Source organism: Myceligenerans indicum, assembly GCF_016742955.1.
Lineage (GTDB): Bacteria > Actinomycetota > Actinomycetes > Actinomycetales > Cellulomonadaceae > Myceligenerans > Myceligenerans indicum.
Map to the genome: position 1 here is coordinate 44,351 of NZ_JABBYC010000019.1, position 23,207 is coordinate 67,557.

Below are 23,207 nucleotides of genomic sequence, written 5' to 3' on the forward strand. Positions count from 1 at the left end.
GGTGAGCGGCCGTCAGGCGGTGTCGGGGTGGAGCAGGACGTCGTACGGGGTCAGGTCCTCCCCGTCGTCGCGTGCGCGGGAGCGTTGCCGCGCGAGCCAGCCCCGCAGCGCCACCTCGTCCTGGCGTGCGCCCAGGCGCGACTGCGCCTTCCTGAGACGTCTCGCATGGTCGCGGTAGGTGCGGGCAGGTTTGCCGGGTACCGCGTCCCGGACCAGTTCGGCCGCGTAGCGTGCGCGCTTGGCCGCACGCCGTGCGCGATGCCAGGCGCGATCGGCGTCGGGCCCGGAGAGCCGGCCGGCCTTGCGCTCCCGCTTGCGGAACGTCTTGCGTGCACCCCGCGCGGCGGCCACGAGGTGACTGGCCTCCTCCTCGGTGGGCACGGCGAACCGGTCCAGCTCGGCGAGCAGCGCGGTGTGCTCGGGGGTGCCGAGCACGTCGAGTACGGCGGTCCGGGCGCCCTCGTACTCCCGTGCGAGCTGCCGGTCGAGCCGGTCTGCGAGTTCGCGAGCCGCACGGGTCCTGCCGTCGTCGGCCCGCAGCATGCGGGCGCGGGTTCGCAGGAGCTCCCGGACGACCTCGGCGTCACGGGCGCGGCCCAGCGTGCGGCCCCACTCCCGCAGCCGGTCGTCGAGGGGCCCGGCGCCGGGTTCGTCGGCGGCGAAGACGCGCAGGGCGCTGCGGATCTTGCGCACGGCGACGCGGGCCTGATGGATGCTGTCGGGCACGTCGGTGCGAACGGCCTCCTCCTGGCCGCGGAGCGTGTCGGCCTGCTCGCGCAGGTAGCCGACGACGACGGGGTCCACATCCCCGTTCTACACCGGAGGGGAGGCGTCGATCCTCCCGGCGGGGAGAACGACGGCCGCGGCGCGGGCCGCCGCGGCCCGGTTCAGCGAGCGGCGGCCCGGTTCAGCGAGCGGCGACCCGGTCGGCCCCCGCGAACGCGACGTCGTCGGTGATCGGGGCGACCTCGCCGCCGAGGGACGGCATCATCGTCGCGAGCTGCGGCTTCCAGTCCTCGTAACGGTCCGCGAAGCACCGCTCCAGGACGCCGAGCATCGCGGACACCGCGGTGGACGCGCCCGGCGAGGCGCCGAGCAGGCCGGCGATCGAGCCGTCCTTCGCGGCGATGACCTCGGTGCCGAACTCCAGCACGCCGCCCTTGCCCTTGACCCACTTGATGACCTGGACGCGCTGGCCGGCAGTGATCTTCTCCCAGTCACCGGGCTTCGCGGTGGGCAGGAACTTCTGCAGCTCGTGGAACTTGGTCTCCGGTGCGGCGGCGACCTGGCCCACGAGGTACTGCGTCAGGTCGAGGTTCTTCAGGCCCGCGCCGAGCATCGAGAAGAGGTTGTGCGCCCGCAGGCTGGTGATCAGGCCGAGGTACTTGCCCTTCTTGAGGTACTTCGGGGAGAACCCGGCGTACGGCCCGAACATCAGGTAGCTCTTGCCCTCCACCACACGGGTGTCCAGGTGCGGCACGGACATCGGCGGGGCGCCGACCTCGGCCTTGCCGTACACCTTGGCGTGGTGGTCGGCGACGACCTCAGGCTTGGAGGTGCGCAGGAACTCGCCGGAGATCGGGAAGCCGCCGTAGCCGCGGATCTCCTTGATGCCCGCGGCCTGCAGCAGCGGCAGGGCGCCGCCGCCCGCGCCGACGAACACGAAGCGGGCCCGCACGGTCCGGCCCCGGGTCTCGGCGTTCCAGCCGCGGTCGCGCAGCGAGAGGCGCCAGCGGCCGTCGCGCTCCTTCTTCAGGCCGGTGACCTCGTGGTTCGTGTGCAGGTCTGCGCCCTGGCGCACCTGCAGGTCGATGAGCTTGCGGGTGAGGGCCCCGAAGTCGACGTCGGTCCCGGCCGCGGCGCGGGTGGCGGCCACGGGCTCGCCGGCGTCACGGTCGCGCACGAGCAGGGGAGCCCACTGCGCGACCACGGACGGGTCGTCGGTGAACTCCAGGTCCTCGAAGAGGGGGTGCTCGCGGAGGGTCTCCCAGCGGCGGCGGAGGTAGTCCACGTTCTTCTCCCCGCGCACGAAGGTCATGTGCGGGGTGACGTTGATGAAGTCGGTGCCCTCCATGAGGCCGGCCGTGAGCAGGTGGTTCCAGAACTCGCGCGAGGTCTCGAACTGCTCGTTGATCTTGACGGCCTTGGAGATGTCGATCGAGCCGTCCTTGCGCTCGGGCGTGTAGTTCAGCTCGCAGAGGGCGGCGTGGCCGGTGCCCGCGTTGTTCCACGGGTTGGACGACTCCTGGGCGACGTCGTCCAGCCGCTCGTAGATGCCGACCCGCCAGGTCGGTTCGAGGACGGACAGCAGGGCGCCGAGCGTGGCACTCATGATGCCGCCGCCGATCAGCGCGACGTCGACGTCGGACGCAAGGGGCTTCTCATTGGTGCGCGGAAAGTTCACGCGCTCCACTGTAGGTCGCTTGTGAAGACTGGAACAAAGTTGGTGGTGCAGGTCACAGGGATATGGCGGTGACGTCGCTCACGATGACGTGCTAAGCACGTGCCGCACCAGGCCCCGTTCGCCCGCACGCATCACCCGGGCGTGGGACCACTCGCACAGGGCGGGCGCCCGCCGGGCGGCGCGTGCGGTCCATCCGCGTGTGGGGGTGACGACCCAGGTGAGACGAACCTCCGACTGATCGCCCGGCTGCTCGGAGACCAGCACCGACGCCCCGCCGCGCAGGTCCCCCGACACCCGAAGCCTCGCGCGTCCGGACCTGTCGGCGCCGGGCGCGCGCGACTCCACGAGATCCAGGCGGATGACCAGGGCGGCGCCCACCGGGCTCCGCACCCGCAGGCGCGCCCACGACCCGGCGCCGCCGTACCCGTCGGGCCCCGTGATGGCGCCGGACGACTCCCGGGTGAGGCTCGGCCACCAGTCCGGCCAGGTGAATCCGGGCTCGGCGAGGATGTCCCACACCTGGCCCGCCGGTGCGGGGACGCGCCAGGTGGTGATCAGGCGGAAGGTGCGGGTGGCGGTACGCATCAGAAGTAGTCCCGCACGTGGACCTGACGACCGGAGAACATCGCGGACAGCGCCCCGTCCCACGTCTCGGGGCCCTCCAGGTGTCCCGCGAGGCGCAGGTTCCGTGCCGACTGGGCTCCCGCGTACAGGAGCGCCAGCCCGTTCGCCGTGAGCACGGGGCGGTCGTGGTGGGCGTCGGCCAGGTCGACAGGCGTTCGTTCGAGATGCGCCACACCGCCGGAGACCTCGATCGTCCACGCTCCCGACAGGCCCACCTCCGGTCCCCGTACCGCGAACGGGACGTCCCCGGCCACCGGGGCGAGCCACGCGCCCTCCAGCGCACGCTCCACGTCCAGGACCCGGAGCATGTACGGGCGCTCCGCGACCCGCCGCAGGCGCAGGTCCGGGAGCACGAGCCAGGCCGGGTCCATGCCGGCACCGCTGCCCGACGTCGCCACGCGGGCCGTCCCGACCACCGTCGAGAAGGTGCCGAGCGTGAGCCAGAGCGCGCGAGCCGCTTCCGGCGTCAGCGCGATCAGGTCGTCGACCTCCATCATCGTGTCCGCCGGGTTGTCGCCCGTGCCGCGGATCCAGCTGGCGAATCCGGACACGACGCCGTCCTGCACGGCCAGCGTGATCCCGGTGTAGTCCCCGACGTACTTCTCCGGAGGCGTCCAGAACGGCTGCTCCGTTCGGCTGAGCGGGCCGTTCTGCCCGGACGCCCAGGCGGCGTGCACCGCGGTGATCGCCTCGACGTCGGCGACGGTGGCCCGTCGCGTGGTGACCCCCGCAGGCGGTCCTGTGCGGGCGACCCGGTCGAGCTGCACGTCGACGTCGTCGAAGGAGCCGATCACCTCGTAGCCGAGCCGGCGGTAGATGCCTGGGGCGCTCGGGAACAGCGTGGAGATCGCCTCGCCGCGCTCGCGGGCCTCGGCCAGGGCGGCGTCGAACATCGCTCCGACCAGTCCGTTGCCGCGGCGTTCCGGTTCGACCGCGACACCTGCGATCCCGGCGGTCGGGATGCGCCCGCCGTGGAACCACGACGTGATCCCGTACACCCGCAGCCGGGACGCGAGCGCCCCGTCGTCGAACACGCCCCACTCCCGGTCCGGCGCGGACTCCCACAGCTCTCGTGCCGGGACCGGGCGTGGTCCGCCGCCGAACGCCTCGGAGCCGAGGCGCTGGTACTCGGGCTGGTCCTCATACGTGACGCGGCGCACGGTCATGGCCATGGCCGCGACACTACCTGGATGTCCTCCTCGGCGACGGGTGCGGGAGCGATGCCCGCGCCGGGGTGGACCCCGGGGCCGGCCCCGGGCCGACCCCGGGCGGACCTGGAGCGCGTGGCGCGATACTTGCCCGTGTGAACCTTCCTGTCGCCTGGTCCGTCGTACTCATCGTCACCGCCGGATGGAACCTGCTCATCTGGCCGCGCTTCTGGCAGCGGATCGCGGCCGACCCGCGTTCACGCGACGACTCCGGCCGTGCCACCAGATTCCTCACCGTGCACGCCGTGCTGATCCTGGTCTCGCTCGCGCTGGGTCTCGCGGTGGGCGTGCTGGGTGTGCTCACGTTGTTCTGATCGTCACGGCCCCGGGGGAACGCGAGTCCGGGGCACGTGTCGTTGCCACCATACCTGGAGGTAGGTATGGTGGCGTCGTGTCCCGGACCAGCTCAGCCGACGCCGAACTCCGGTCGGCCCGCGCTCGCCTCGTCGCCGCCGCCCAGGAGCTCTTCGCCCGCCAGGGTGTCGGAGCCACCAGCCCTCGGCAGGTGATGAGCGCCAGCGGCGTCGGGCAGGGCAGCCTGTACCACCACTTCCCGACCAAGCGGGATCTCGCCGTGGCCGGCGTGGCCGCCACCACGGCCGACGCCGTCGAGAAGGCCCGTGCCGACCTGCGCGGCGACTCCGCCGCACTGGAGCGGATCGGCGCCTACGTCGGCAGGCGGCGGGACGCGCTCGCGGGATGCAAGGTCGGCCGGCTCACAAGCGACCAGGCCGTCATGGACGACGGCGACCTGCACGCCGTCGTCACCCAGTACTTCACCGACCTCCTGGACGAGGTGACCGCCACCTTCCGCGAGACCGGCCTGGGCGCCGCCGCCGCCCGCGACCGCGCGCACGCCGCCGTCGCGATCGTGCAGGGCGGGTACGTCCTCGCCCGGGCGACCGGGGACCCCGGCGCCATGCACGCGGCCGTGCGCGGGTTCCTCTCGCTGCTCCGCGCATCCGACGGTGCCGGACCTGCGAGCGGCGGACTTGCGAGCGGCGGACTTGCGAGCGGCGGACTTGCGAGCGGCGGACTTGCGAGCGTCGACCTTGCGAGTGCCGGGCCTGCGAGTGCCGGGCCTGCGAGCGGCGGACCTGCGAGCGGCGGGCCTGCGAGCGGCGGACTCGGCGGTGAGGTGTCCGAGGCGTCTCCACCCTGCGCCGCCGCGTCCGGGCCTGCCGAGCCCGATGTCGCCGCGCTCCGGCCCGCCGAGCCCGACGCCGCGTCGCCGGAGGGCGTATCCCCCGCCGGTGCGCCGTCCGGCATCGACCCGGGGTCCGTCACCCGCCGCCCCCGACGCCGAGGAGAATCCGCATGAGCGAGCCCACCACCCTGCGCGAACGGCTGCGCGCGCTGGAGACCTTCCCCCGTCCCGGGCTGCCGTCGTTCGACCCCGCGGCTGTCCCGGCCACGCCGCACGAGCTGTTCACGGCCTGGCTCGACGAGGCGATCTCCGGTGGCGTCCAGGCTCCGCACGCCACGGTCCTGTCGACAGCCGACGTCGCCGGCGAGGTGCACGCGCGTGCGGTGATCCTGAAGGACGTCACCGGTGCGGGCTGGTGGTTCGCGTCCCAGTGCAGCGGGCCGAAGGGCCGAGACCTGGAGGCCAACCCGCACGCCGCGATGACGTTCCTCTGGCCGCGGCTGGGCCGGCAGGTCAAGGTGACGGGTACCGCGGGCCCGGCCGATCCCGCGGCGAGCCGGGCCGACTTCCTGGCCCGGCCGGATGCCTCCCGCGCCGCGGGCCTGGTGAACCGCCAGAGCGAACCCCTGGGCTCTCTCGCGGAGTACGACGCCGCGTTCGCCGCCGCCCTCGCCGCCGTGACGGCGGACCCCGGGCTGGTGGCTCCCGAATGGACCGCCTTCGTCCTCGCCCCCACGGAGGTCGAGTTCTGGCAGGCACCCGACGACGGCCCCCACATCCGGCTGCTGTACCGAGAGACCGAGACGGGCTGGACCACAACCCTCCTCTGGCCGTGACCCGACCGATCCGGCGTCAGCAGGCTCATGGCGACCGTCACCTCCTTCAGCACGGACGCCACGGGCCTCCTGACGCGGCCTCCAACCCGCGGCCTCCAACCCGCGGCCGGCGTGCGAACCTCCGATCCGATCCACCAAGAAACATGACACGGGAGCAGCGATGACGACAGAAACTCCGACCGGGACCGCCCTGACCGAGCATGCCCGCGCCGACTCGTTCGCGGCCCTGGACGCGCTGATCGAGGCGGTCCGGGTCCTTCCCGAGGACGCCGTCGGCGAACCGTCCGGGTTGCCGGACTGGACCCGGGGGCATGTCCTCGCCCACGTGGACGGCGTCGCCCAGGCGCTCGCCCGGCAGGCCGAGTACGCGGCCCGCTCCGAGCGCATCGCGCCCTACGACGGCGGGGTCGAGGGGCGCAACGCCGCGATCGAGGCGGGATCCACCCGCACACCGGCCGAGCACGTCGCCGCGCTGGCGGCGGCGCGCGAACGCCTCGCGGCGGCGTGGCCCGAGCCGGGCTCGCCGTTGTGGGACGCCCCGACCTCGTACCGCGAGGGGCCGGTGACCGGCTGCCTGCTGGCCTGGTGGCGCGAGGTGCGGATCCACGGCGTGGACGCGGACCTGGGCATCGGCTTCGACACCTGGGACGACGAGCTCCAGGAGCACCTGCGGGACTTCCTGGGCGTGCGTCTCCCGGAGGGCGTCGTGCTCGACGACGTCGCGGGTGGCGGGGCCGGGACGGACCGGTCCGCGCCGGGCGGGGAGACCGTCGTGTCGGGCGCCCCGATCGACGTCGCCGCCTGGCTGGCGGGACGCGAGCCGGCCCGGCAGGTCCGGGCGACGCGGGACGGGGCCGAGGTCCCGCTCCCGGAGCTCGCCCCGTGGCCGTCGGCGCGGCGCTGAGACCGTCGCCGGCGTGCCGAGACCCGCGCCGGTGCGCCGAGGCCGTCCCGCCGGGACCGGTGCGCCGGTGCGCCGAGGCCGTCGCGCCGGCGCCCGGACCGCTGCCGGTGCCCGGACCGCTGCCGGTGCCCGGACCGCTGCCGGTGCCCGGACCGCTGCCGGTGCCCGGCCCGCTGCCAGTGGTCGGCCCGTCAGGGCCGTGCCGCGGGCGGCGGGTCCATTTTCACGGCGGGCGTCGATCGATGGGAGAGTTCAGCACATGGTTGCCTTCATCTCGCACATCGCCGTGGACTGCCACGACCCCTACACCCTGTCCGAGTGGTGGAAGGACGTGCTCGGCTACGCCGACGACCCGGACGACCCCAACGCACCGGACCACGAGGAGTGCTACATCCAGGACCCGAAGGGGCGCCGGGTCCCGATCGTGTTCATCAAGGTGCCGGAGGGGAAGACGGTCAAGAACCGCCTTCACTTCGACCTGCGGCCCCGGTCCGGCGAGCGCAACGCCGAGTACCAGCGGCTGCTCCGGCTCGGCGCGACGAAGGTCGAGGACCACCGCGGGGTCGACGGTCCGGGGACGGGCTGGGTCGTGATGGCCGATCCGGAGGGGAACGAGTTCTGCATCCTGCGCAGCGAGGCCGAACTGGGCTGAGTCTTTCCGGCCGCCGGGGGGAAGACCCTGGCGGCCACGCCGGTCAGCGGCGGCTCAGCGGGAGATGTCGTCCGGGGAACGATCCCGCCGCCAGCCGCGCCAGACCGGGTGGCGCAGCCGGTGGTCCGCGGTCCAGCCCGCGTGATCGACCTCGCCCACCAGGATCGGCTCGCACCAGCGAGCGGCACGGGCGTCCGGGCCCGGCACCTCGGCGGCGGCCGGCTCCCGGACGCCGATCTGGTCCAGCCGCCGGGCGATCTCACGCCGTTCCTTCTCCGTGAAGCCCGTGCCCACCCGCCCCGCGAAACGCAGCGGCCGCGGCACCGCGTCCGGACCGTCCCCGGACCTCGCCTCCGGTACGGCCAGGAGCAGAGCCCCGGCGGCGGACGGATCCGGCCGGCCGGTGCCGGCGTGCATCGGCCTCCAGCCGATGACCACCACTTCCTGCGACTCGACGTGCTTCACCTTGAGCCATTCGCGGGACCGCCGCCCCGGCGCGTACCGCGACCGGCGGCGCTTGGCGACCACGCCCTCCAGCCGCAGGTCGCGGGAGGAGACCAGCGCGGCGGCGGCGTCGAGCTCGAGCACCGGCGGGACGTGCACGAGCGTGCCCGGTGAGACCACCCGCTCCAGCACCTCCCGCCGCGCCGACCAGGGCTCGCCGGTCAGGTCCGCTCCGCCCGCACGGAGCACGTCGAACAGGAAGACCTCGACCCCGACCCGCCGCCGCGCCCGCTCCACGTCCCGGCCCTTGTACAGGTTGGCGCGCTGCTGGAGCCGTCGGAAACTCGGCCGTCCGTCGGAGTCCAGGGCGACGACCTCGCCGTCCAGCACCGCGGGCCGGTCCTCCGGGCCCACCGCATCCCCGAGCGCCCGCAACTCCGGGAACGTCGCGGTCATGTCGAGGCCGGCCCGGCTGACCAACCTCACGTCACCCCCGGCCGCGACGTGCGCGAGCACGCGGAAGCCGTCCCACTTCATCTCGAACGCCCACTCGTCCGGATCCAGGCGGAGCAGCTCGCGCGGGCCCGCCGGCGTGGCGAGCATCGGGCGCAGACCGCCGGCGCCGGCGTGCGTGCCGGAGGCGGGCGCCGGGTCCGGCGCTGCCGCCGCCGCTGCCTCCCTGGCGGGCCCCGGTCCGGTCGCGGGCGGCTCTCCGCTCGGCTGGGCCTTCGTGCGGTGGATCAGCCACTGGTTGGCATCGCCCGCCCCGCGTCCGCCCGTGCGGATCAGGGCGAGCCGCCTCGCGCCCCGACGCGCACTGCGCACGACGACGATCACCTCGTCGTCGCGCCACTTCTCCAGGTCGTAGGTGCCGGAGTCCCAGATGGTGACCTCACCGGCGCCGTACTCGCCGCGCGGGATCGTGCCCTCGAACGCGCCGTACTCCAGCGGGTGGTCCTCCGTCTGGATCGCGAGGTGGTTGCGCCCCGGGTCGGTCGGCTCCCCGCGCGGCAGCGCCCAGGACACCAGCACGCCGTCGTGCTCCAGACGGAAGTCCCAGTGCAGGCGGGTGGCGTGGTGCTCCTGGATCACGTACGACGGCGAGGCGGCCGGGGCCGCCGGGCTCCCGCCGAACGGCTCCGGCGTGCGCCCCGGGTCACGCTTCGCCCGGTACTCCGCGAGACGGGACCACGCGGCCATGCGCTCGGCCGTCGGCTCCAGCGCGTCGTGGTGCCCCCGCAGCAGCGGTGCGAGCAGGTCGCCGTCGCCCGCCACGCGGTCGAGCACCTCCTGGACCTCGAGCTGCCGCAGGTCCGGGTCGTCCAGCTCGGCCCACGTCCGCGGTGCGGCCACCCAGGGGCGCTCGCGGCCGCGCGGGGAGTAGGGCGCGATGGTCGTCTTCGCGCCGTTGTTCTGCGACCAGTCGATCAGGACCTTTCCCGCGCGCAGGGACTTCTTCATGTCGCTGACCACGAGGTCGGGGTGCTCGGCCTCCAGGTGCCGGGCGAGCTCGTGTGCCACGGCGGTGACGTCGGCAGACGTCGGCGGGGCGCCGGGCGCGGACGGCGACGGGGTTTCCGCGGGCGTGCCGGCGTACCGGCGGTCGAGAGCGGCGTACAGATGGATGCCCTGGGAGCCGCTGGTCACGGGCAGCGGGTCGAGGCCCATCCCGGCCAGCACCTCCCGTGCCCAACGGGCGACCTGGGCGCACTCCGCCAGCCCGGCGCCCGGCCCGGGGTCGAGGTCGAGCACGAGGCGGTCGGGCGGCAGCTCGATGCCCGTACGTCCGACGCGCCACTGGGGGGTGTGGAGCTCCAGCGTCGCGGTCTGGCCGAGCCACACGAGGGTGGCGACGTCGTCGACCAGGACGTACTCGTTGACCGACGTCTTGTGCCGGATGCGGTGCAGCGCCACCCACGACGGCGTGTCGGGGCCGGCGTTCTTCTGGAAGAAGGCCTGTTCGCCGGTGCCGTCCGGCCAGCGCTTGCGAGTGGCCGGACGCCGCGTGACGTGTGGCAGCATCACCGGTGCGACCTGCGCGAGATAGTGGAGGATCTCGCCCTTCGTGGTGCCCGTGGCCGGGTACAGCACCTTGCCGAGGTTGGACAGGCGCAGGCGGCGGCCGTCGACGGTGACGGTGGTGTCACCGGAAAGGGCGTCCATCCCGGAAGGGCCGGTCATGCCTTCATGGTCCGCAGGTGCGACGAGGTTCACATCTTGAGAATCCTCAATCGTTGCCTGAACTTTACCTTCTGGTGGGTGTCCGGGGTCTAGGCTCGTCGCCCGTGAACTTGTCAGAACGCAGCTCCGTTCTCGTCGCGGACATCGCGCACCGCCGGCCCGACCGGCTAACGATGTACGGAGCGCCGTGGTGCCGGGACTGCCGCAGGTCCAAGGCCGTGCTCGACATCCGCCGCGTCGACTTCGACTACGTCGATCTCGAGTGCGATCCCGGGCGCGCCTGCGAGGCCGAGGACATCTCGGGCCGCAAGTCCATCCCCGTCCTCGTCTTCCCGGACGGCACGCACCTGGTGGAGCCGACCAACGCCGAGCTCGCCGCCCACCTGGACCACCAGGGCCTGTGACCGGCCCTGTCGGCCGGTAGCCGACGGCGCGGCTGACCTGGACTTCTCGCGCCCCCGCCCGATCGGGCGCACCATCGGGGTATGCGCGCTATCTGGAAGGGCGCCGTCTCCTTCGGGCTCGTGAACGTCCCGGTGAAGCTCTACAGCGCCACCGAGGACCACGACGTGCCCCTGCACCAGGTGCACGACGCCGACGGCGGGCGCATCCGCTACCGCCGGGTCTGCGAGCTCGACGGCGAGGTCGTGCCGTACGAGCACATCGACCGCGCGTACGACGACGGCGAGCACACCGTGGTCATCACCCGCGACGACCTGGCGGCGCTCCCGGCCGAGAAGGACCGCGAGATCGGCGTCGTCGAGTTCGTGCCGAGCGACCAGATCGACCCGATCATGCTCGACAAGACCTACTACCTCGAGCCCGACTCCACCTCCACCAAGGCGTACGTCCTGCTGCGCCGCACGCTCGAGGAGACCGAGCGGACGGCGATCGTGAAGTTCGCGCTGCGGCAGCGCACGCGGCTCGCCGCCCTCCGGGTGCGGGACGAGGTGCTCGTCCTGCAGACGCTGCTGTGGGCGGACGAGATCCGTGAGCCGTCGTTCGGCTCGCTCGACGAGCCGGCCGCCGTCACGGAGCAGGAACTGGCGATGTCGGCGCAGCTCGTCACCAGCTTCGAGTCGGACTTCGCGCCCGGCGACCACACCGACGAGTACCAGGTCCAGCTCCGGGCCCTGATCGACGCGAAGATCGAGCAGGGCGACGTCATCGACGCGGAGGCGACCTTCGGCGAGGCCGCGGCCGGCGAGGGGGAGGGCGGCAAGGTCATCGACCTGATGGAAGCCCTGAGGCGCAGCGTGGACGCGGCCAAGGAGCGGCGCACGGGTTGAGCGGCCGGCACGGCCGGCGGGGCGGCCCGCCGGCGGGGCCGGCGGCAGGGGGGTCACGTTCGGACGCGGGCGGGCGCCCGAGCCGTGGACGGGTGCCGGAGCTGGGTGCGCCCGGGCATAGGGTTGAGACGATGCACGATCAGAACCACATGCCGTCACGCTGGGCGCGGTGGGTCGTCGCGGTCGTCGCCGCCCTGACGGCCTGCGTCGGGTTCGGCGCGACGACGGCCCGCGCCGAGCTGAGCCTCGGCCCGCACCAGGCGGTGTACGAGGTCACGGGCGGCCCGCACCTGGTGATCGATCTCGGGCCCCTGGGCCGGATCGTCTCGACGTCACCGCTGCCCCTCGGGCTCGGCGTGTCGGTGACGGTGCAGGAGATCCCCGCCGACCTGACCGCCGTGGATGCCCCCCGGACGCTCACCGCGATGAGCCAGGACCTCGACTCCTACCTGCAGTTCTTCGACTCGCCGCAGCAGACGATCGACACCGCCGCGCGGGCGCTGATCGAGGACGCGGTGATCCGGGCCGTCGGAGCGTTCGCCGTCCTGGTGGCAGCCTTCCTCATCGGGCGCGCCGTTCTCGGCGCGCGCCGGCGCGGCGAGCTGGCAGCGGCGATCGCACCGCGCACCTGGCAGATCGCGGGTGCCGCGATGCTGGTCGTGGCCGTCTGGGCGACCTCCACGGGGAGCGTTCCCGCGCGCCGGACCAGCGAGCCGGCCGAGGCCTCGATGGTGTTCGCCGGCACCGCGCTGGAAGGCGCCACGCTCACCGGCCGCCTCGCCCGCGTGATCGACACGTACTCCGGCCAGCTCGTCGGGCTCTACCGGAACAACTCGGGCTACTACACCGCGGGCAGGGAGAACCTGGAGGCGGCATGGGACGAGGCCGACGCCCGCGAGCGCGCGGCCGCCGATGTCGCGGCTCCGGTAGTGCCCGACGGCGCGGACGCTGCGGACACGACCCTGCCGGACGGCCCCCCGCAACCGCCGGAGAACACCCTCACCGTCCTGCTGGTTTCGGACCTGCACTGCAACACCGGCATGACTCCGCTGCTGCGGACCGCCGTGGCGCGTTCCGGCGCCGGTCTCGTGCTCAACGCCGGTGACTCGACGATCAACGGGACGGACGTGGAGAACGTGTGCGTCGACTCGTTCTCGAGTGCCGTGCCCGACGACGTTCCGCTCGTCGTCGCCGACGGCAACCACGACTCCCTGCTGATCTCGGCCGCGGAGCGGTCCCAGGGGGAGACCGTGCTCGACGGCTCCGTCGTCGAGGTCGCCGGAATGCGCATCCTGGGGGACCGGGATCCTCTGGAGACCCGGATCGGCGCCGGGACCACCGCCGTGAGGGAGGAGACTCCTGCCCAGGCCGGCGAGCGCCTGCGCGACGTCGCCTGTGAGGCGCGCGACGCGGGGGAACGCGTCGACCTCCTGCTCGTGCACAATCCCGCCGTCGGCGACGCCGGGTTGCGGTCCGGGTGCGTGCCCTTCCAGATCAGCGGCCACATGCACAAGCGCATCGGCCCGGAGGCCATCGGGTACGGTCTCCGGTACGTGAACACCACGACCGGCGGGGCGAGCCTGGGCAAGCTGTCGGTGGGCCCGCTCCAGTACCCGGCGGGGATGACGGTTCTGCGGTTCGACACCGTGTCCCGGTCGTTCACGCAGCTGAGGGAGGTCACCGTCGACCCGGACCGGTCGGCCACCGTGGGCGACTGGGAGCCCATGCCGCCCGCCTGGCCGCTCCCGGGGTACGAACCGGTGCGTCCGGGTACGCCGCGCTGAGCGGCAGGGGCCGTATGGCCTGTGCCGATAGGCTCGGGGCGTGAACTCCTCCACGCCGACCGCGCCCGCCGAGCTGACGCCCGTGGCGCAGGACTATCTCAAGGCGGTCTGGTCGGAGCAGGAGTGGTCCACCAAGAAGGTGACCTCCAAGCAGCTCTCGGACCGGCTCGGGGTCGGGGCCTCGACGGTCTCCGAGACGGTCCGCCGGCTCTGCGACCAGGGGCTCCTGGACCACGCCCCCTACGGAGCGGTGGAGCTGACCGAGTCCGGGCGCCTGCTCGCGCTGCAGATGGTGCGGCGTCACCGGCTGCTGGAGACGTTCCTGGTGAACGAGCTCGGCTACGGCTGGGACGAGGTGCACGACGAGGCGGAGGTCCTCGAGCACGCGGTCAGCGACCGGCTCGTCGAGCGACTCGACGTGCGGCTCGGGCGCCCGGGCCGTGACCCCCACGGTGACCCGATCCCGGCCGCCGACGGCTCCGTGGTGCGGCCCGAGGCCGCGCCGATGTCGGAGATGGCGGCGGGGGAGACCGGCGTCGTCGTGCGGATCTCGGACGCCGATCCCGAGGCGCTGCGGTACCTCGACGAGCTCGGCCTCGGCCTCGATGCCCGGGTCTCGGTCACGGCACGGCGCGAGTTCGCGGGAACCCTGCACGTGGAGTGGACGGGAGCGCAGCCCGCGGCCCGCTCCGCCGACCTGGGCCTCCTGGCGGCTTCCCGGGTCTGGGTCGAGCGCGACTGACGAGGGCCTGTCCGGGGCCCGAGGGCTCGGTTCGGCGGCCCTGCCGGTGAACGACACGGCGGTGAACGACATGGCGGTGAACGACACGGTGGCGGCGCTCGTCCGACGGCGCCCGCACGGCCTCACGGAGCCGACTTCTCCAGCGGGTTCTCCCAGCGCGGGTTCAGGGTGGGGCGGTATGTTGATTTTGTGAATGAGAAGACCAGGGCGGCCGTCGCGTCGTCGGACAATGATGCTGCGGACGACCTGGCCGGCGACACGGCCTCGTACGCCGGGCCGCGACCGCTCGGGGCGCGGACCATGGCGGTGCTGCTGCTGGTCCTCGGGGCGATCGGTTTCGCCGGGTCGTTCGGCCTCGCGTGGGAGAAGTATCTCGGGTTCATCGAGCCGGAGCGTGCGGCGTCGTGCACGCTCAACCTGTTCGTCACGTGCAGCGCCGCCATGGACTCCTGGCAGGGCGCGCTCCTCGGCTTCCCCAACCCGTACCTCGGTGTCGCGGCGTTCCCGGTGGTGATCACCACCGGTGTGGTGCTGTTGACCGGGGCCCGCCTGCCGCGGTGGTACTGGATGTCACTGCTCGTCGTGACCGTGCTGGGCGAGGCGCTGGTCTTCTTCCTGATGTGGTCGAGCTTCTACGTCATCGTGGCGCTGTGCCCCTACTGCATGGTCGTGTGGACGATCATGTGGCCGCTGCTGTGGTACCAGATCGTGCGTGGTGCGCAGAGCGGGGACCTGCCGATGGGCGCCGGCCTCCGCGACGCGCTGGTCGCCAACCGCACGATCATCCTGATCATCGGCTACGTGGTCGCGGTGGGGTGGCTGCTGCTCGCCGTCGGCCAGGACCTGGTCCGCTCCTTCTGACGATCACCACCTGACGATCACCTCGTCCGGGCCCCTCGGTAGGTACCGGCGGGCCCGGACAGGCTGGCCATTCGCCGCCCGGCCTGGCATCCTGTCCGTGTGAGGTCCATCCGCTCGCTGCTTATACAGCCGCATCGGCTCCGCCCCTGATCGGGCACACCCGGTGCGGCCGCCCCTGTTCGCTCCTCGGAGCGCGGGGGCTTTTTCGTGCCCGGACCCGATCAAGAAGCGCACGACGACGGAGAGCAGCGACCGATGGCAACGAGCAGCACCGTGAACACCGCCGAGTCCGAACCCCGGGCGGTCGGTAGAATCCCGCGGGTGACAACCCCCGCCGCTGAACGCACCACGAGCATGCCCGAAGGGCCCCGACACCGCTACACCCCGGCGCTCGCGCAGGAGATCGAACTGCGCTGGCAGGACCGGTGGGAGGAGCGCGGCACGTTCCACGCCGCGAACCCGTCCGGCGCCCTCGACGGGCCGGGCGGCACCGCCGCCTCGGGCAGCCCGTACTTCATCATGGACATGTTCCCCTACCCCTCGGGCGCGGGCCTGCACGTGGGGCACCCGCTGGGCTTCATCGCCACCGACGTGATGGGCCGGTTCAAGCGCATGTGCGGCGACAACGTGCTGCACACCATGGGCTTCGACGCCTTCGGCCTGCCGGCGGAACAGTACGCCGTGGCCACGGGGGAACACCCGCGCGGAGTCACCGAGCGCAACATCGTCACCTACCGGCGCCAGCTGCGCCGTGCCGGCCTGGCCCACGACCAGCGCCGCTCCTTCGCCACGATCGACCCCGAGTACGTGCGCTGGACGCAGTGGATCTTCCTGCAGATCTTCGACTCCTGGTACGACGCCGGCGCCGAGCCCGCCCCGGGCGGCACCGGCCGGGGACGTGCCCGCCGGATCTCCGAGCTGCGCGACGAACTGGCCGCCGGCAACCGGCCCGTGCCCGGCCACGAGGGCGACAACGCCGGTGGCGCGGTCTGGGCGGTCCTGAGCGAGGCGGAGCGGCGCGACGTCGTGGACGCCCAGCGCCTGGCCTACGTCGACTCCTCGCCGGTGAACTGGTGCCCGGGCCTGGGTACCGTGCTGGCCAACGAGGAGGTCACGAGCGAGGGCAGGTCCGAGCGCGGCAACATGCCCGTGTTCACCAAGAACCTGCGCCAGTGGAAGATGCGCATCACCGCCTACGCGGACCGCCTGACGGACGATCTGGAGCTGATCGACTGGCCGGACAAGGTCAAGGCGATGCAGCGCAACTGGATCGGCCGCTCGAACGGCGCGCACGTGCGGTTCGACGTCGTCGGCACGGCCGACAACGACGCGGCGGGCGCGGGCGAGCAGATCGAGGTCTTCACCACGCGCCCCGACACGCTGTTCGGTGCCACTTTCATGGTGGTCGCCCCGGAGCACCCGCTGCTGGACGAGGTCCCGGCCGCCTGGCCGGACGGCACCAGGAGCGCCTGGACCGGGGGCCACGAGAGTCCCGCCGCGGCCGTGGCCGCCTACCGCCGGGAGGCCTCGGGCAAGAGCGCCGTCGAGCGCCAGGCCGACGCGGGCAGGAAGACCGGCGTCTTCACCGGGCATCTGGCCGTCAACCCCGTGACCGGCACGCACGTGCCGGTCTTCACCGCGGACTACGTCCTGATGGGCTACGGCACGGGCGCCATCATGGCAGTCCCGGGCGGCGACGAACGCGACCACGACTTCGCGCGGGCCTACGACCTGCCGGTGATCTACACCGTCGCCCCGGCCGATGGTCTGCCCGACGGTTTCGAGGGCGCGTACTCCGGCGAGGGTGTCGCGATCAACTCGTCCAACGACGTGCTGAGCCTGGACGGCCTGGGCGTCGACGAGGCCAAGGCCCGGATCATCGACTGGCTGGGCGAGAACGGCGTCGGACAGGGCACCACGACCTACCGCCTGAACGACTGGCTGTTCTCGCGGCAGCGGTACTGGGGCGAGCCGTTCCCGGTGGTGTGGGACGCCGACGACCGGCCGGTGGCCGTCCCCGACAGCATGCTGCCGGTCGACCTGCCCGACGTGCCGGACTACGCGCCCCGGACGTTCGAGCCGGACGACGCGCACTCCGAGCCGGAGGCGCCGCTGGGCCGCAACGAGGACTGGGTGAACGTGACCCTGGACCTGGGCGACGGGCCGCGCTCGTACCGCCGCGACACGAACACCATGCCGAACTGGGCGGGGTCGTGCTGGTACTACCTGCGCTACCTGGACCCGTCGGACACGGAGCACGCCGTCGACCCGGCGCTGGAGAAGTACTGGATGGGCTCGCGGCACAACGCGACGTCCGGCCCGGCGGGTGGCGTCGACCTGTACGTGGGCGGCGTGGAGCACGCCGTGCTGCACCTGCTGTACGCGCGCTTCTGGCACAAGGTGCTGTTCGACCTGGGCTACGTGTCGAGCCTGGAGCCGTTCGGCAAGCTGTTCAACCAGGGCTACATCCAGGCCTATGCCTACACGGACTCGCGCGGCGCCTACGTGCCCGCCGAGGAGGTCGAGGGCGACGAGCAGGCCGGCTTCACCTGGCAGGGGCAGCCGGTGAACCGTGAGTACGGGAAGATCGGCAAGTCGCTGAAGAACGTCGTCTCGCCCGACGACATGTACGAGGCGTACGGCGCCGACACGTTCCGCCTGTACGAGATGTCGATGGGCCCGCTGGACCAGTCCCGGCCGTGGAACACGCGCGACGTCGTCGGCTCGCAGCGGTTCCTGCAGCGGCTGTGGCGCAACGTCGTCTCGGAGGAGACCGGTGAGGTCACCGTGTCCGGCGACGCCCCCGACGGCGCGACCCTGCGCGTGCTGCACCGCACCATCGCGGACGTGCGCACCGAGATGGAGGCGATGCGTCCCAACACGGCCATCGCCAAGCTGATCACGCTGAACAACCACCTGACGGGGCTGGACTCCGTGCCGCGTGCCGCCGTCGAGCCGCTGGTCCTGATGACGGCACCGCTGGCGCCGCACATCGCCGAGGAGCTGTGGGAGCAGCTGGGGCACCCCGAGTCCCTGGCGCACGAGCCGTTCCCCGTGGCGGACGAGGCCTACCTGGTGGCCGAGACGGTGACCTGCGTGGTCCAGGTCAAGGGCAAGGTGCGCGCCAAGATGGAGGTCGCGGCGGACGCGTCCGAGGCGGACCTGGAGGCCGCCGCGCTGTCCGAGCCCAACGTGGTGCGTTTCCTGGAGGGCCGCGAGATCCGCAAGGTGATCGTCCGGGCGCCGAAGCTGGTCAACATCGTCCCGGCGTGATCCTCCGGGCCTGACGGTCCGGGCACGGCCGAACCCGGCGGGGGCGTCCCGGGTTCGGCCGTGCCGGGCCTCACGATCCGGTGAGCGCGCCGCCAGGGGCGGCGCGCCCGGCACGGTCGAAGTCCTCGGTCACGAGCGCCAGGTTCACGGCGCCGCCGGTCGCCGTGCCCGCTCCCGCCGCCATGGGGACGGTCGCGGCGGGGTCGACCACGTTGCCCACGGCCCAGAGGCGTTCGTTGCTCGTCCTGCCCGTCCGGTCCACCTCCAGGAAGCTCCCCATGGGCGTCTCCGACCGGGACAGGCCGAGCGGGGCGAGGAAGGCGTCGTGCGGGACAGGGCTTCCGCCGGCGAAGATCGCGTCCACCTCGACGACCCTGCCGTCGTCCGTGCGCACCCCGGTGATCGTGTCCTTCTCACCGAACACCTCGGCCACACCCGAGGGAACGATCTCGACGCCGCGGGCGCGCAGACGCGCCGCGACGTCGGGCTCCAGGGCTCCGGCGGCGAACACCACGACGTCGTCGCTCCACTGCCGCACGAGCTGCGCCCGGTGCACGTCGACCGGTGAGGCCACGAGGACCCCGAGCCGCCGGTCGCGGACCTCCCAGCCGTGGCAGTACGGGCAGTGCAGGACCGTCTTGCCCCAGCGCTCGGCGAGGCCCGGCACGTCCGGGAGCAGATCGGTCATCCCCGTGGCGACGACGAGTGCTCGCGCCGCCAGGCGGGTCCCGTCGTCGAGGGCGACGTGCAGCCCGCCGTCGGCCTCGTCGACACCGGCGACCCGGCCGTCACGAACCTCGACGCCGTAGCGCGCCACGTCGCGGCGTCCGCGGGCCAGCAGGTCGGCAGGGTCTGCGCCGTCGTTCCCCAGCACGCCGTGCATGTGCGCGGCGAAGCGGTTGCGCGGGCTCCCGGAGTCCACCACGAGGACCCGGCGCCGGGCCCGGCCCAGCATCAGGGCCGACGACAGTCCCGCGGCGCCGCCGCCGACCACGATCACATCCCATGTCTCGTTCATGCGGCCACCATCTCCGGCGGGCTAGCCTGTCTGCAAGAAGTCTTGCAGAATCAGCAAGGAGGGGCGATGGGCGACGAACTGCGGCAGGTAGGTCCGAGGCTGCGCGCCGCACGCCGCGCGCGGGGCTGGACCCTGGACGAGCTGGCTTCCCGCGCGGGCATGTCGGCCAGCACCCTCTCGCGGCTGGAGTCCGGCAAGCGGCAGGCGAGCCTGGAACTGCTGCTGCCACTCACCCGCCGGCTCGGGATCCGCGTCGACGACCTGCTGCCGCCCGAGGACGCCGACCCGCGGGTGCGCCGGCCGGTGATCCGCCGCGACGGCCTGGTCATCGCCCCGCTCGCGCCGGAGAGCTCGCCGGTGCACACGTACAGGATCACCTACCCGCCTGCGGCGGCCCTGCCCGACCAGCGCGTGCACGACGGCTACGAGTGGCTGTACGTGCTCAGCGGCAGGCTGCGCCTGCGGCTCGGGGCGCAGGATCTGGTCCTCACCCGCGGCGAGGCCGCCGAGTTCGACACCGGCGTCCCGCACGCCATGAGCGCCGCCGGAGGCCGGCCCGCGGACGTCATCAGCATCTTCAACGAGGAAGGCGTCCGGATCCACACCCGGACCGACGCGCTGCCGGAGGCCGCACCGGATGCGGAGGACGACGACGGCGAGCCGGGTGGGGCGGCGTGACGCGGTCCGGGCGGCCCCGGCGCCGCGTCACGCAGGGAAGCTTCAGGAGCGCGAGCCCAGCCAGGGGCTGAGGACGTCCTGGCGGCCGAGCCAGGACAGGCCGCCGTCCGCGATCTCCTCCGGCCGGGCCAGCGCGTCGTGGAAGGCGTCGACCAGCTCGTGACGTACGTCGTCGGCCACGTGCCGGTCGACGTCGCCGTCCACCGATCCGACGACGACGATCCGGGTGTGAGGCGCGGCGGCCGCCGCGGCTTCGTCCCAGGTGCCGAGGTCGCCGATGAAGAGCTGGCCGCCCGCACCGTCCCACAGGCACGCCGACAGCGGACGGTCCACCACGTGGAAGACACCGCGGCTGCGCAGCCGTCCCGTCCCGAGGTCCTCGATGCGGTCCAGCAGCCGCTCCGGGTGGAACGGCCGGTCGGAGCGCAGCTCCAGGGTCCAGCTCCGGTCGCCCGTGGCGCGTGGGGCCCGGGCGGGTGAGCGGCGCGCACCGAGAGGGTTGGCGCGGCGCTCGCCGCGGACCGGGTCGTGGCGGCCTGCGGCCAGCTCGGCGGCCGTCATGCCGTGCAGGCCCTCGACCCGGGCCGAGTCCTCGGCGCGGATCCGGTCGACGAGACCGGACCCGGTGGGCGCGGCCGCCGCCTCGCCGGCGGCGACGATCACGTCGGCGTGCTCGACCTGTGCGGACAGGGCCTCGCCCACGGAGCGCTCGTCGTCGGGGGTCAGGGCGATGCCTCGTTCGGCGAGGAGGTCGGTGGCGAGCAGGTCGTGCTCGAACGTCTCCACGTCGGCGACGGCCGCGGCCGTCGCGATGCGGGCGCCGTCCAGCACGCCGCCGCGGACCGTCTCGCCGGCGAGGGCGCGGGTGACGGGCAGGGACTCGGCGCTCACGGGAAGCGCCATGATTACGTCGGTCCAGCGGCCGTCCTCGGTCAGGGCGGCGAGCGTGGGCAGCGCGTCCTCCCGTACGGCGCACGACAGGCACGCGTGCTCCAGCGGCACGAGCACCTGTTCGACGACGCCGGACGCGTCGACCACCACGCGCCGGACGAGGCCCTCCTCGGCGAGGATGTCGTGCCGCAGCGCCACCGTTCCGGGCGAGTCGACGACCAGTCCGAGCACGGCGGAGTCGCGCAGCACGGGGTCGACGGACGCGAGCACGCTGATCGGGACGCGCTGGTCGGCGGGGTGAGTACGGGGCATGCGAGACCTCCTCGGGGTCGGCGCGCGGACTCCTGAAGGCGACGCACGCCACAGTTGATAATCGTTCTCAGTAGGTGTACTGTACCCCTAGTTTGAGAATGATTGTCATGAGCGAAGTGAGGGAGCAATGTCAGCCGTCTGCCAGGTGCTCGGCACCAAGCCCGGGTTCGGGAACTCGGTGTCGCACTCCGGTCGGCGTACCAGGCGCCGCTGGAACCCCAACGTCCAGAGGAAGCGGTACTGGGTGCCGTCACTCGGGCGGCACGTCACGCTGCGTGTGAGCGCGAAGGGCATCAAGACGATCGACCGGCGGGGTATCGACGTGGTCATGGCCGAGATCCTTGCCCGAGGGGAGAAGGCCTGATGGCCAAGAAGTCGAAGATCGCCGCCGACGCACGCCGTCGAGCCGTCGTCGCCAGGTACGCCGAGCGCCGCGCGGAACTCAAGCGCGTGATCGCCTCACCGTCCGCCTCCCAGGAGGCGACGGTAGGCGCCGCCGCCGAGCTGCGACGCCAGCCGCGGGACGCCGGCGCCGTCCGCCTCCGCAACCGGGACGCCGTCGACGGCCGCCCGCGCGGCTATCTGCGCAGGTTCGGCCTGTCCCGGATCCGGCTGCGCGACATGGCACACCGCGGCGAACTGCCCGGCGTGACCAAGTCCAGCTGGTGACCACGACCTGGCCGGCCCGGGTCCAGCAGGTCACTGCGGACCTTCCCGTGGCTCGGAGCAACTGCGCGGCCCGGCTGAACGGAAGCCGGCAGGCCGTGTCGCGACCTGCCGCGCCGTCCCGCGACAGAACCGAGGAAGAAGGAGAACTGAGATGAAGGTGCGCGCCTCCCTGCGCTCCCTGAAGGACAAGCCTGGCGCGAAGGTGGTTCGCCGTCGTGGCAGGACGTTCGTGATCAACAAGCTCAACCCCCGATGGAAGGCGAGGCAGAACTGATGGCCACCAAGCGCGCGGACCTGCGCCCGATCATTCGCATGGTCTCCACGGCCGGATCCGGTTTCACCTATGTCACCCGCAAGAACCGGCGCAACGACCCGGACCGGCTCGTGCTGCGCAAGTACGACCCGGTGGTCCGGAGCCACGTCGAGTTCAAGGAGTCCCGATGAATGCCCTGCCCACCGCCCGCCGTCGCACGCGACGGGCAGCCGTGGGGAGGGCAGCCCTCCCGGTCGCGCCGCTCGGCGCGCGTGCGAGGGGCGCGGGCACGAGGACGAGGGCGACCACTGTGACGAGCACGGCGGTGGTGAGGAACATGAGACCGGCGGGCACGACGACCATGAGCACGACCACCAGCACGACCACTGGCACGACCATGAGCACGAGGAGGGCTGATCGATGAAGCAGGGCATCCATCCCGAGTACGGTCCCGTGGTGTTCCGTGACCGGAGCGCGGGCTTCGCGTTCCTGACACGGTCCACGCTGGCCGGTCGGGCTGCCTCAGGTCCGGGCCGTCCGGACGACACGATCGAGTGGGCGGACGGCCGCTCCTACCCGGTGGTCGACGTCGACGTCTCCAGCGCGAGCCACCCGTTCTGGACGGGCAGTTCCCGGGTGGTGGACACGGCCGGGCGCGTCGAGAAGTTCCGGCAGCGCTACGGGCGCGGCGGCACGCACGGCAAGAGGAACGCCTGATGGCGGTGCCGAAGCGGAAGATGTCGCGGTCCCGGACGCGCTCGCGCCGCTCGCGGTGGACGGCGAGCCTGCCCGGCCTCGTCGAGGTCGGTACCCCCGACCGGGGCGTGGTGCAGGTGCCCCGGCGTCTTGTCCGCGCGGCACGCCTCGGGCTGCTGTGACCGACGCCTGAGAATACGGCTCGGTCCGGGACGGAGGTCCCGGACCGAGCCGTTCTGTCGTGCCGCTCCGTTCCGCTCTGCCATGCCGACCGGGTGCGGCGCGGGTGGATCCGTGGTGGGCCTGTCTCTTATACACATCTGACGCTGCCGACGATAAGG

At 72.9% G+C, this 23,207-nt stretch carries 26 protein-coding genes; 18 read left to right on the forward strand and 8 right to left on the reverse strand.

What is annotated here, in order from left to right:
* Positions 1-12 precede the first annotated feature (12 nt).
* The 4 genes from HGK34_RS11960 to HGK34_RS11975 form a co-directional block, all read right to left on the reverse strand.
* The gene (locus HGK34_RS11960) at positions 13-804 is read right to left on the reverse strand and encodes a CHAD domain-containing protein (protein ID WP_201847517.1); all 792 of its coding nucleotides are present in this window, start codon (positions 802-804) and stop codon (positions 13-15) included.
* Between the two features lie 103 nt (positions 805-907).
* On the reverse strand, positions 908-2,404 hold the full coding sequence (mqo, locus tag HGK34_RS11965) for a malate dehydrogenase (quinone) (RefSeq protein ID WP_307815924.1): 1,497 nt from the start codon (positions 2,402-2,404) through the stop codon (positions 908-910).
* Between the two features lie 78 nt (positions 2,405-2,482).
* On the reverse strand, positions 2,483-2,989 hold the full coding sequence (locus HGK34_RS11970) for an SRPBCC family protein (protein ID WP_201847519.1): 507 nt from the start codon (positions 2,987-2,989) through the stop codon (positions 2,483-2,485).
* Positions 2,989-4,200, reverse strand: a complete 1,212-nt coding sequence (locus HGK34_RS11975) for a GNAT family N-acetyltransferase (RefSeq protein ID WP_201847521.1) — start codon at positions 4,198-4,200, stop codon at positions 2,989-2,991. Before HGK34_RS11975 ends, HGK34_RS11970 begins: the two co-directional genes overlap by 1 nt.
* Positions 4,201-4,331: 131 nt before the next feature.
* On the opposite strand from HGK34_RS11975, the gene HGK34_RS11980 reads away from it, so the two are divergent.
* The 5 genes from HGK34_RS11980 (at position 4,332) to HGK34_RS12000 (ending at position 7,775) form a co-directional block, all read left to right on the forward strand.
* Positions 4,332-4,550, forward strand: coding sequence for an SCO4848 family membrane protein (locus HGK34_RS11980; protein ID WP_201847523.1), 219 nt, complete (start codon positions 4,332-4,334; stop codon positions 4,548-4,550).
* A 77-nt stretch (positions 4,551-4,627) separates the two neighbouring features.
* The gene (locus HGK34_RS11985) at positions 4,628-5,557 is read left to right on the forward strand and encodes a TetR/AcrR family transcriptional regulator (protein WP_201847525.1); all 930 of its coding nucleotides are present in this window, start codon (positions 4,628-4,630) and stop codon (positions 5,555-5,557) included.
* Positions 5,554-6,219, forward strand: a complete 666-nt coding sequence (locus tag HGK34_RS11990) for a pyridoxine/pyridoxamine 5'-phosphate oxidase (RefSeq protein ID WP_201847527.1) — start codon at positions 5,554-5,556, stop codon at positions 6,217-6,219. Before HGK34_RS11985 ends, HGK34_RS11990 begins: the two co-directional genes overlap by 4 nt.
* A 160-nt stretch (positions 6,220-6,379) precedes the next feature.
* Positions 6,380-7,123 carry a maleylpyruvate isomerase family mycothiol-dependent enzyme gene (locus tag HGK34_RS11995; RefSeq protein ID WP_201847529.1) on the forward strand — a complete coding sequence of 248 codons (744 nt, stop codon included), beginning with the start codon at positions 6,380-6,382 and terminating at the stop codon, positions 7,121-7,123.
* A gap of 259 nt (positions 7,124-7,382) precedes the next feature.
* Positions 7,383-7,775 carry a VOC family protein gene (locus HGK34_RS12000; RefSeq protein ID WP_201847531.1) on the forward strand — a complete coding sequence of 131 codons (393 nt, stop codon included), beginning with the start codon at positions 7,383-7,385 and terminating at the stop codon, positions 7,773-7,775.
* A 54-nt stretch (positions 7,776-7,829) separates the two neighbouring features.
* Here the strand turns inward: HGK34_RS12000 and HGK34_RS12005 are convergent, their stop codons facing one another.
* Positions 7,830-10,400 (reverse strand): ATP-dependent DNA ligase, encoded by a 2,571-nt coding sequence (locus HGK34_RS12005; RefSeq protein WP_244666655.1) that lies wholly within the window; start codon positions 10,398-10,400, stop codon positions 7,830-7,832.
* Between the two features lie 104 nt (positions 10,401-10,504).
* Between HGK34_RS12005 and HGK34_RS12010 the strand changes: the two genes are divergently transcribed.
* The 6 genes from HGK34_RS12010 (at position 10,505) to leuS (ending at position 18,349) form a co-directional block, all read left to right on the forward strand.
* Positions 10,505-10,804, forward strand: coding sequence for a glutaredoxin family protein (locus tag HGK34_RS12010; protein WP_372433119.1), 300 nt, complete (start codon positions 10,505-10,507; stop codon positions 10,802-10,804).
* Positions 10,805-10,885: 81 nt separating this feature from the next.
* Positions 10,886-11,689 (forward strand): non-homologous end joining protein Ku, encoded by an 804-nt coding sequence (ku, locus tag HGK34_RS12015; RefSeq protein WP_201847533.1) that lies wholly within the window; start codon positions 10,886-10,888, stop codon positions 11,687-11,689.
* Positions 11,690-11,820: 131 nt separating this feature from the next.
* Positions 11,821-13,473 carry a metallophosphoesterase family protein gene (locus tag HGK34_RS12020; protein WP_244666656.1) on the forward strand — a complete coding sequence of 551 codons (1,653 nt, stop codon included), beginning with the start codon at positions 11,821-11,823 and terminating at the stop codon, positions 13,471-13,473.
* Positions 13,474-13,513: 40 nt separating this feature from the next.
* A complete protein-coding gene (locus HGK34_RS12025) occupies positions 13,514-14,215 on the forward strand; it encodes a metal-dependent transcriptional regulator (protein WP_307815925.1) in 702 nt (233 codons plus the stop codon).
* Between the two features lie 189 nt (positions 14,216-14,404).
* On the forward strand, positions 14,405-15,076 hold the full coding sequence (locus HGK34_RS12030; RefSeq protein ID WP_307815926.1) for a vitamin K epoxide reductase family protein: 672 nt from the start codon (positions 14,405-14,407) through the stop codon (positions 15,074-15,076).
* Between the two features lie 354 nt (positions 15,077-15,430).
* Positions 15,431-18,349 carry a leucine--tRNA ligase gene (gene leuS, locus HGK34_RS12035; RefSeq protein WP_201847571.1) on the forward strand — a complete coding sequence of 973 codons (2,919 nt, stop codon included), beginning with the start codon at positions 15,431-15,433 and terminating at the stop codon, positions 18,347-18,349.
* 70 nt (positions 18,350-18,419) lie between these two features.
* Here leuS and HGK34_RS12040 read toward each other — a convergent pair whose 3' ends face one another.
* Entirely contained in the window at positions 18,420-19,367 is a 948-nt protein-coding gene (locus HGK34_RS12040; protein ID WP_201847535.1) for an NAD(P)/FAD-dependent oxidoreductase, read from the reverse strand.
* A 66-nt stretch (positions 19,368-19,433) separates the two neighbouring features.
* Between HGK34_RS12040 and HGK34_RS12045 the strand changes: the two genes are divergently transcribed.
* The gene (locus HGK34_RS12045; protein WP_201847537.1) at positions 19,434-20,045 is read left to right on the forward strand and encodes a helix-turn-helix domain-containing protein; all 612 of its coding nucleotides are present in this window, start codon (positions 19,434-19,436) and stop codon (positions 20,043-20,045) included.
* A 42-nt stretch (positions 20,046-20,087) separates the two neighbouring features.
* Here HGK34_RS12045 and HGK34_RS12050 read toward each other — a convergent pair whose 3' ends face one another.
* On the reverse strand, positions 20,088-21,248 hold the full coding sequence (locus HGK34_RS12050; protein ID WP_201847539.1) for a GTP-binding protein: 1,161 nt from the start codon (positions 21,246-21,248) through the stop codon (positions 20,088-20,090).
* A 127-nt stretch (positions 21,249-21,375) separates the two neighbouring features.
* Between HGK34_RS12050 and rpmB the strand changes: the two genes are divergently transcribed.
* The 4 genes from rpmB to rpmG all read left to right on the forward strand — a co-directional run bounded on the left by rpmB (position 21,376) and on the right by rpmG (position 22,361).
* Positions 21,376-21,612, forward strand: coding sequence for a 50S ribosomal protein L28 (rpmB, locus tag HGK34_RS12055; protein WP_201847540.1), 237 nt, complete (start codon positions 21,376-21,378; stop codon positions 21,610-21,612).
* A complete protein-coding gene (gene rpsN / locus HGK34_RS12060; RefSeq protein WP_201847542.1) occupies positions 21,612-21,917 on the forward strand; it encodes a 30S ribosomal protein S14 in 306 nt (101 codons plus the stop codon). Before rpmB ends, rpsN begins: the two co-directional genes overlap by 1 nt.
* A 151-nt stretch (positions 21,918-22,068) precedes the next feature.
* The gene (gene ykgO / locus HGK34_RS12065; RefSeq protein ID WP_201847545.1) at positions 22,069-22,191 is read left to right on the forward strand and encodes a type B 50S ribosomal protein L36; all 123 of its coding nucleotides are present in this window, start codon (positions 22,069-22,071) and stop codon (positions 22,189-22,191) included.
* Entirely contained in the window at positions 22,191-22,361 is a 171-nt protein-coding gene (rpmG, locus tag HGK34_RS12070) for a 50S ribosomal protein L33 (protein WP_201847547.1), read from the forward strand. Before ykgO ends, rpmG begins: the two co-directional genes overlap by 1 nt.
* On the opposite strand, the gene HGK34_RS12075 is transcribed toward rpmG, so the two are convergent.
* Positions 22,345-22,608: a hypothetical protein gene (locus tag HGK34_RS12075; protein ID WP_201847549.1), complete on the reverse strand. Its 264-nt coding sequence runs from the start codon at positions 22,606-22,608 to the stop codon at positions 22,345-22,347. The genes rpmG and HGK34_RS12075 overlap by 17 nt on opposite strands.
* On the opposite strand from HGK34_RS12075, the gene HGK34_RS12080 reads away from it, so the two are divergent.
* Positions 22,591-22,887 (forward strand): type B 50S ribosomal protein L31, encoded by a 297-nt coding sequence (locus HGK34_RS12080; RefSeq protein ID WP_201847551.1) that lies wholly within the window; start codon positions 22,591-22,593, stop codon positions 22,885-22,887. The genes HGK34_RS12075 and HGK34_RS12080 overlap by 18 nt on opposite strands.
* The gene (gene rpmF, locus HGK34_RS12085; protein WP_201847553.1) at positions 22,887-23,048 is read left to right on the forward strand and encodes a 50S ribosomal protein L32; all 162 of its coding nucleotides are present in this window, start codon (positions 22,887-22,889) and stop codon (positions 23,046-23,048) included. Before HGK34_RS12080 ends, rpmF begins: the two co-directional genes overlap by 1 nt.
* The last annotated feature ends 159 nt before the right edge of the window (positions 23,049-23,207 follow it).

Excerpts from the sequence above, each read along its gene's own strand:
- leuS (WP_201847571.1), top strand. The coding sequence starts at position 15,431 with ATGCCCGAAGGGCCCCGACACCGCTACACCCCGGCGCTCGCGCAGGAG.
- rpmB (WP_201847540.1), top strand. The coding sequence starts at position 21,376 with ATGTCAGCCGTCTGCCAGGTGCTCGGCACCAAGCCCGGGTTCGGGAAC.
- HGK34_RS11970 (WP_201847519.1), bottom strand. The coding sequence starts at position 2,989 with ATGCGTACCGCCACCCGCACCTTCCGCCTGATCACCACCTGGCGCGTC.
- HGK34_RS12020 (WP_244666656.1), top strand. The coding sequence starts at position 11,821 with ATGCACGATCAGAACCACATGCCGTCACGCTGGGCGCGGTGGGTCGTC.
- rpmG (WP_201847547.1), top strand. The coding sequence starts at position 22,191 with ATGGCCACCAAGCGCGCGGACCTGCGCCCGATCATTCGCATGGTCTCC.
- HGK34_RS11975 (WP_201847521.1), bottom strand. The coding sequence starts at position 4,200 with ATGGCCATGACCGTGCGCCGCGTCACGTATGAGGACCAGCCCGAGTAC.
- ykgO (WP_201847545.1), top strand. The coding sequence starts at position 22,069 with ATGAAGGTGCGCGCCTCCCTGCGCTCCCTGAAGGACAAGCCTGGCGCG.
- HGK34_RS12050 (WP_201847539.1), bottom strand. The coding sequence starts at position 21,248 with ATGCCCCGTACTCACCCCGCCGACCAGCGCGTCCCGATCAGCGTGCTC.
- HGK34_RS12040 (WP_201847535.1), bottom strand. The coding sequence starts at position 19,367 with ATGAACGAGACATGGGATGTGATCGTGGTCGGCGGCGGCGCCGCGGGA.
- HGK34_RS12075 (WP_201847549.1), bottom strand. The coding sequence starts at position 22,608 with ATGGATGCCCTGCTTCATCGATCAGCCCTCCTCGTGCTCATGGTCGTG.
- HGK34_RS12005 (WP_244666655.1), bottom strand. The coding sequence starts at position 10,400 with ATGACCGGCCCTTCCGGGATGGACGCCCTTTCCGGTGACACCACCGTC.
- ku (WP_201847533.1), top strand. The coding sequence starts at position 10,886 with ATGCGCGCTATCTGGAAGGGCGCCGTCTCCTTCGGGCTCGTGAACGTC.
- rpsN (WP_201847542.1), top strand. The coding sequence starts at position 21,612 with ATGGCCAAGAAGTCGAAGATCGCCGCCGACGCACGCCGTCGAGCCGTC.
- rpmF (WP_201847553.1), top strand. The coding sequence starts at position 22,887 with ATGGCGGTGCCGAAGCGGAAGATGTCGCGGTCCCGGACGCGCTCGCGC.
- HGK34_RS11990 (WP_201847527.1), top strand. The coding sequence starts at position 5,554 with ATGAGCGAGCCCACCACCCTGCGCGAACGGCTGCGCGCGCTGGAGACC.
- HGK34_RS12080 (WP_201847551.1), top strand. The coding sequence starts at position 22,591 with ATGAAGCAGGGCATCCATCCCGAGTACGGTCCCGTGGTGTTCCGTGAC.
- HGK34_RS12000 (WP_201847531.1), top strand. The coding sequence starts at position 7,383 with ATGGTTGCCTTCATCTCGCACATCGCCGTGGACTGCCACGACCCCTAC.
- HGK34_RS12045 (WP_201847537.1), top strand. The coding sequence starts at position 19,434 with ATGGGCGACGAACTGCGGCAGGTAGGTCCGAGGCTGCGCGCCGCACGC.
- HGK34_RS11995 (WP_201847529.1), top strand. The coding sequence starts at position 6,380 with ATGACGACAGAAACTCCGACCGGGACCGCCCTGACCGAGCATGCCCGC.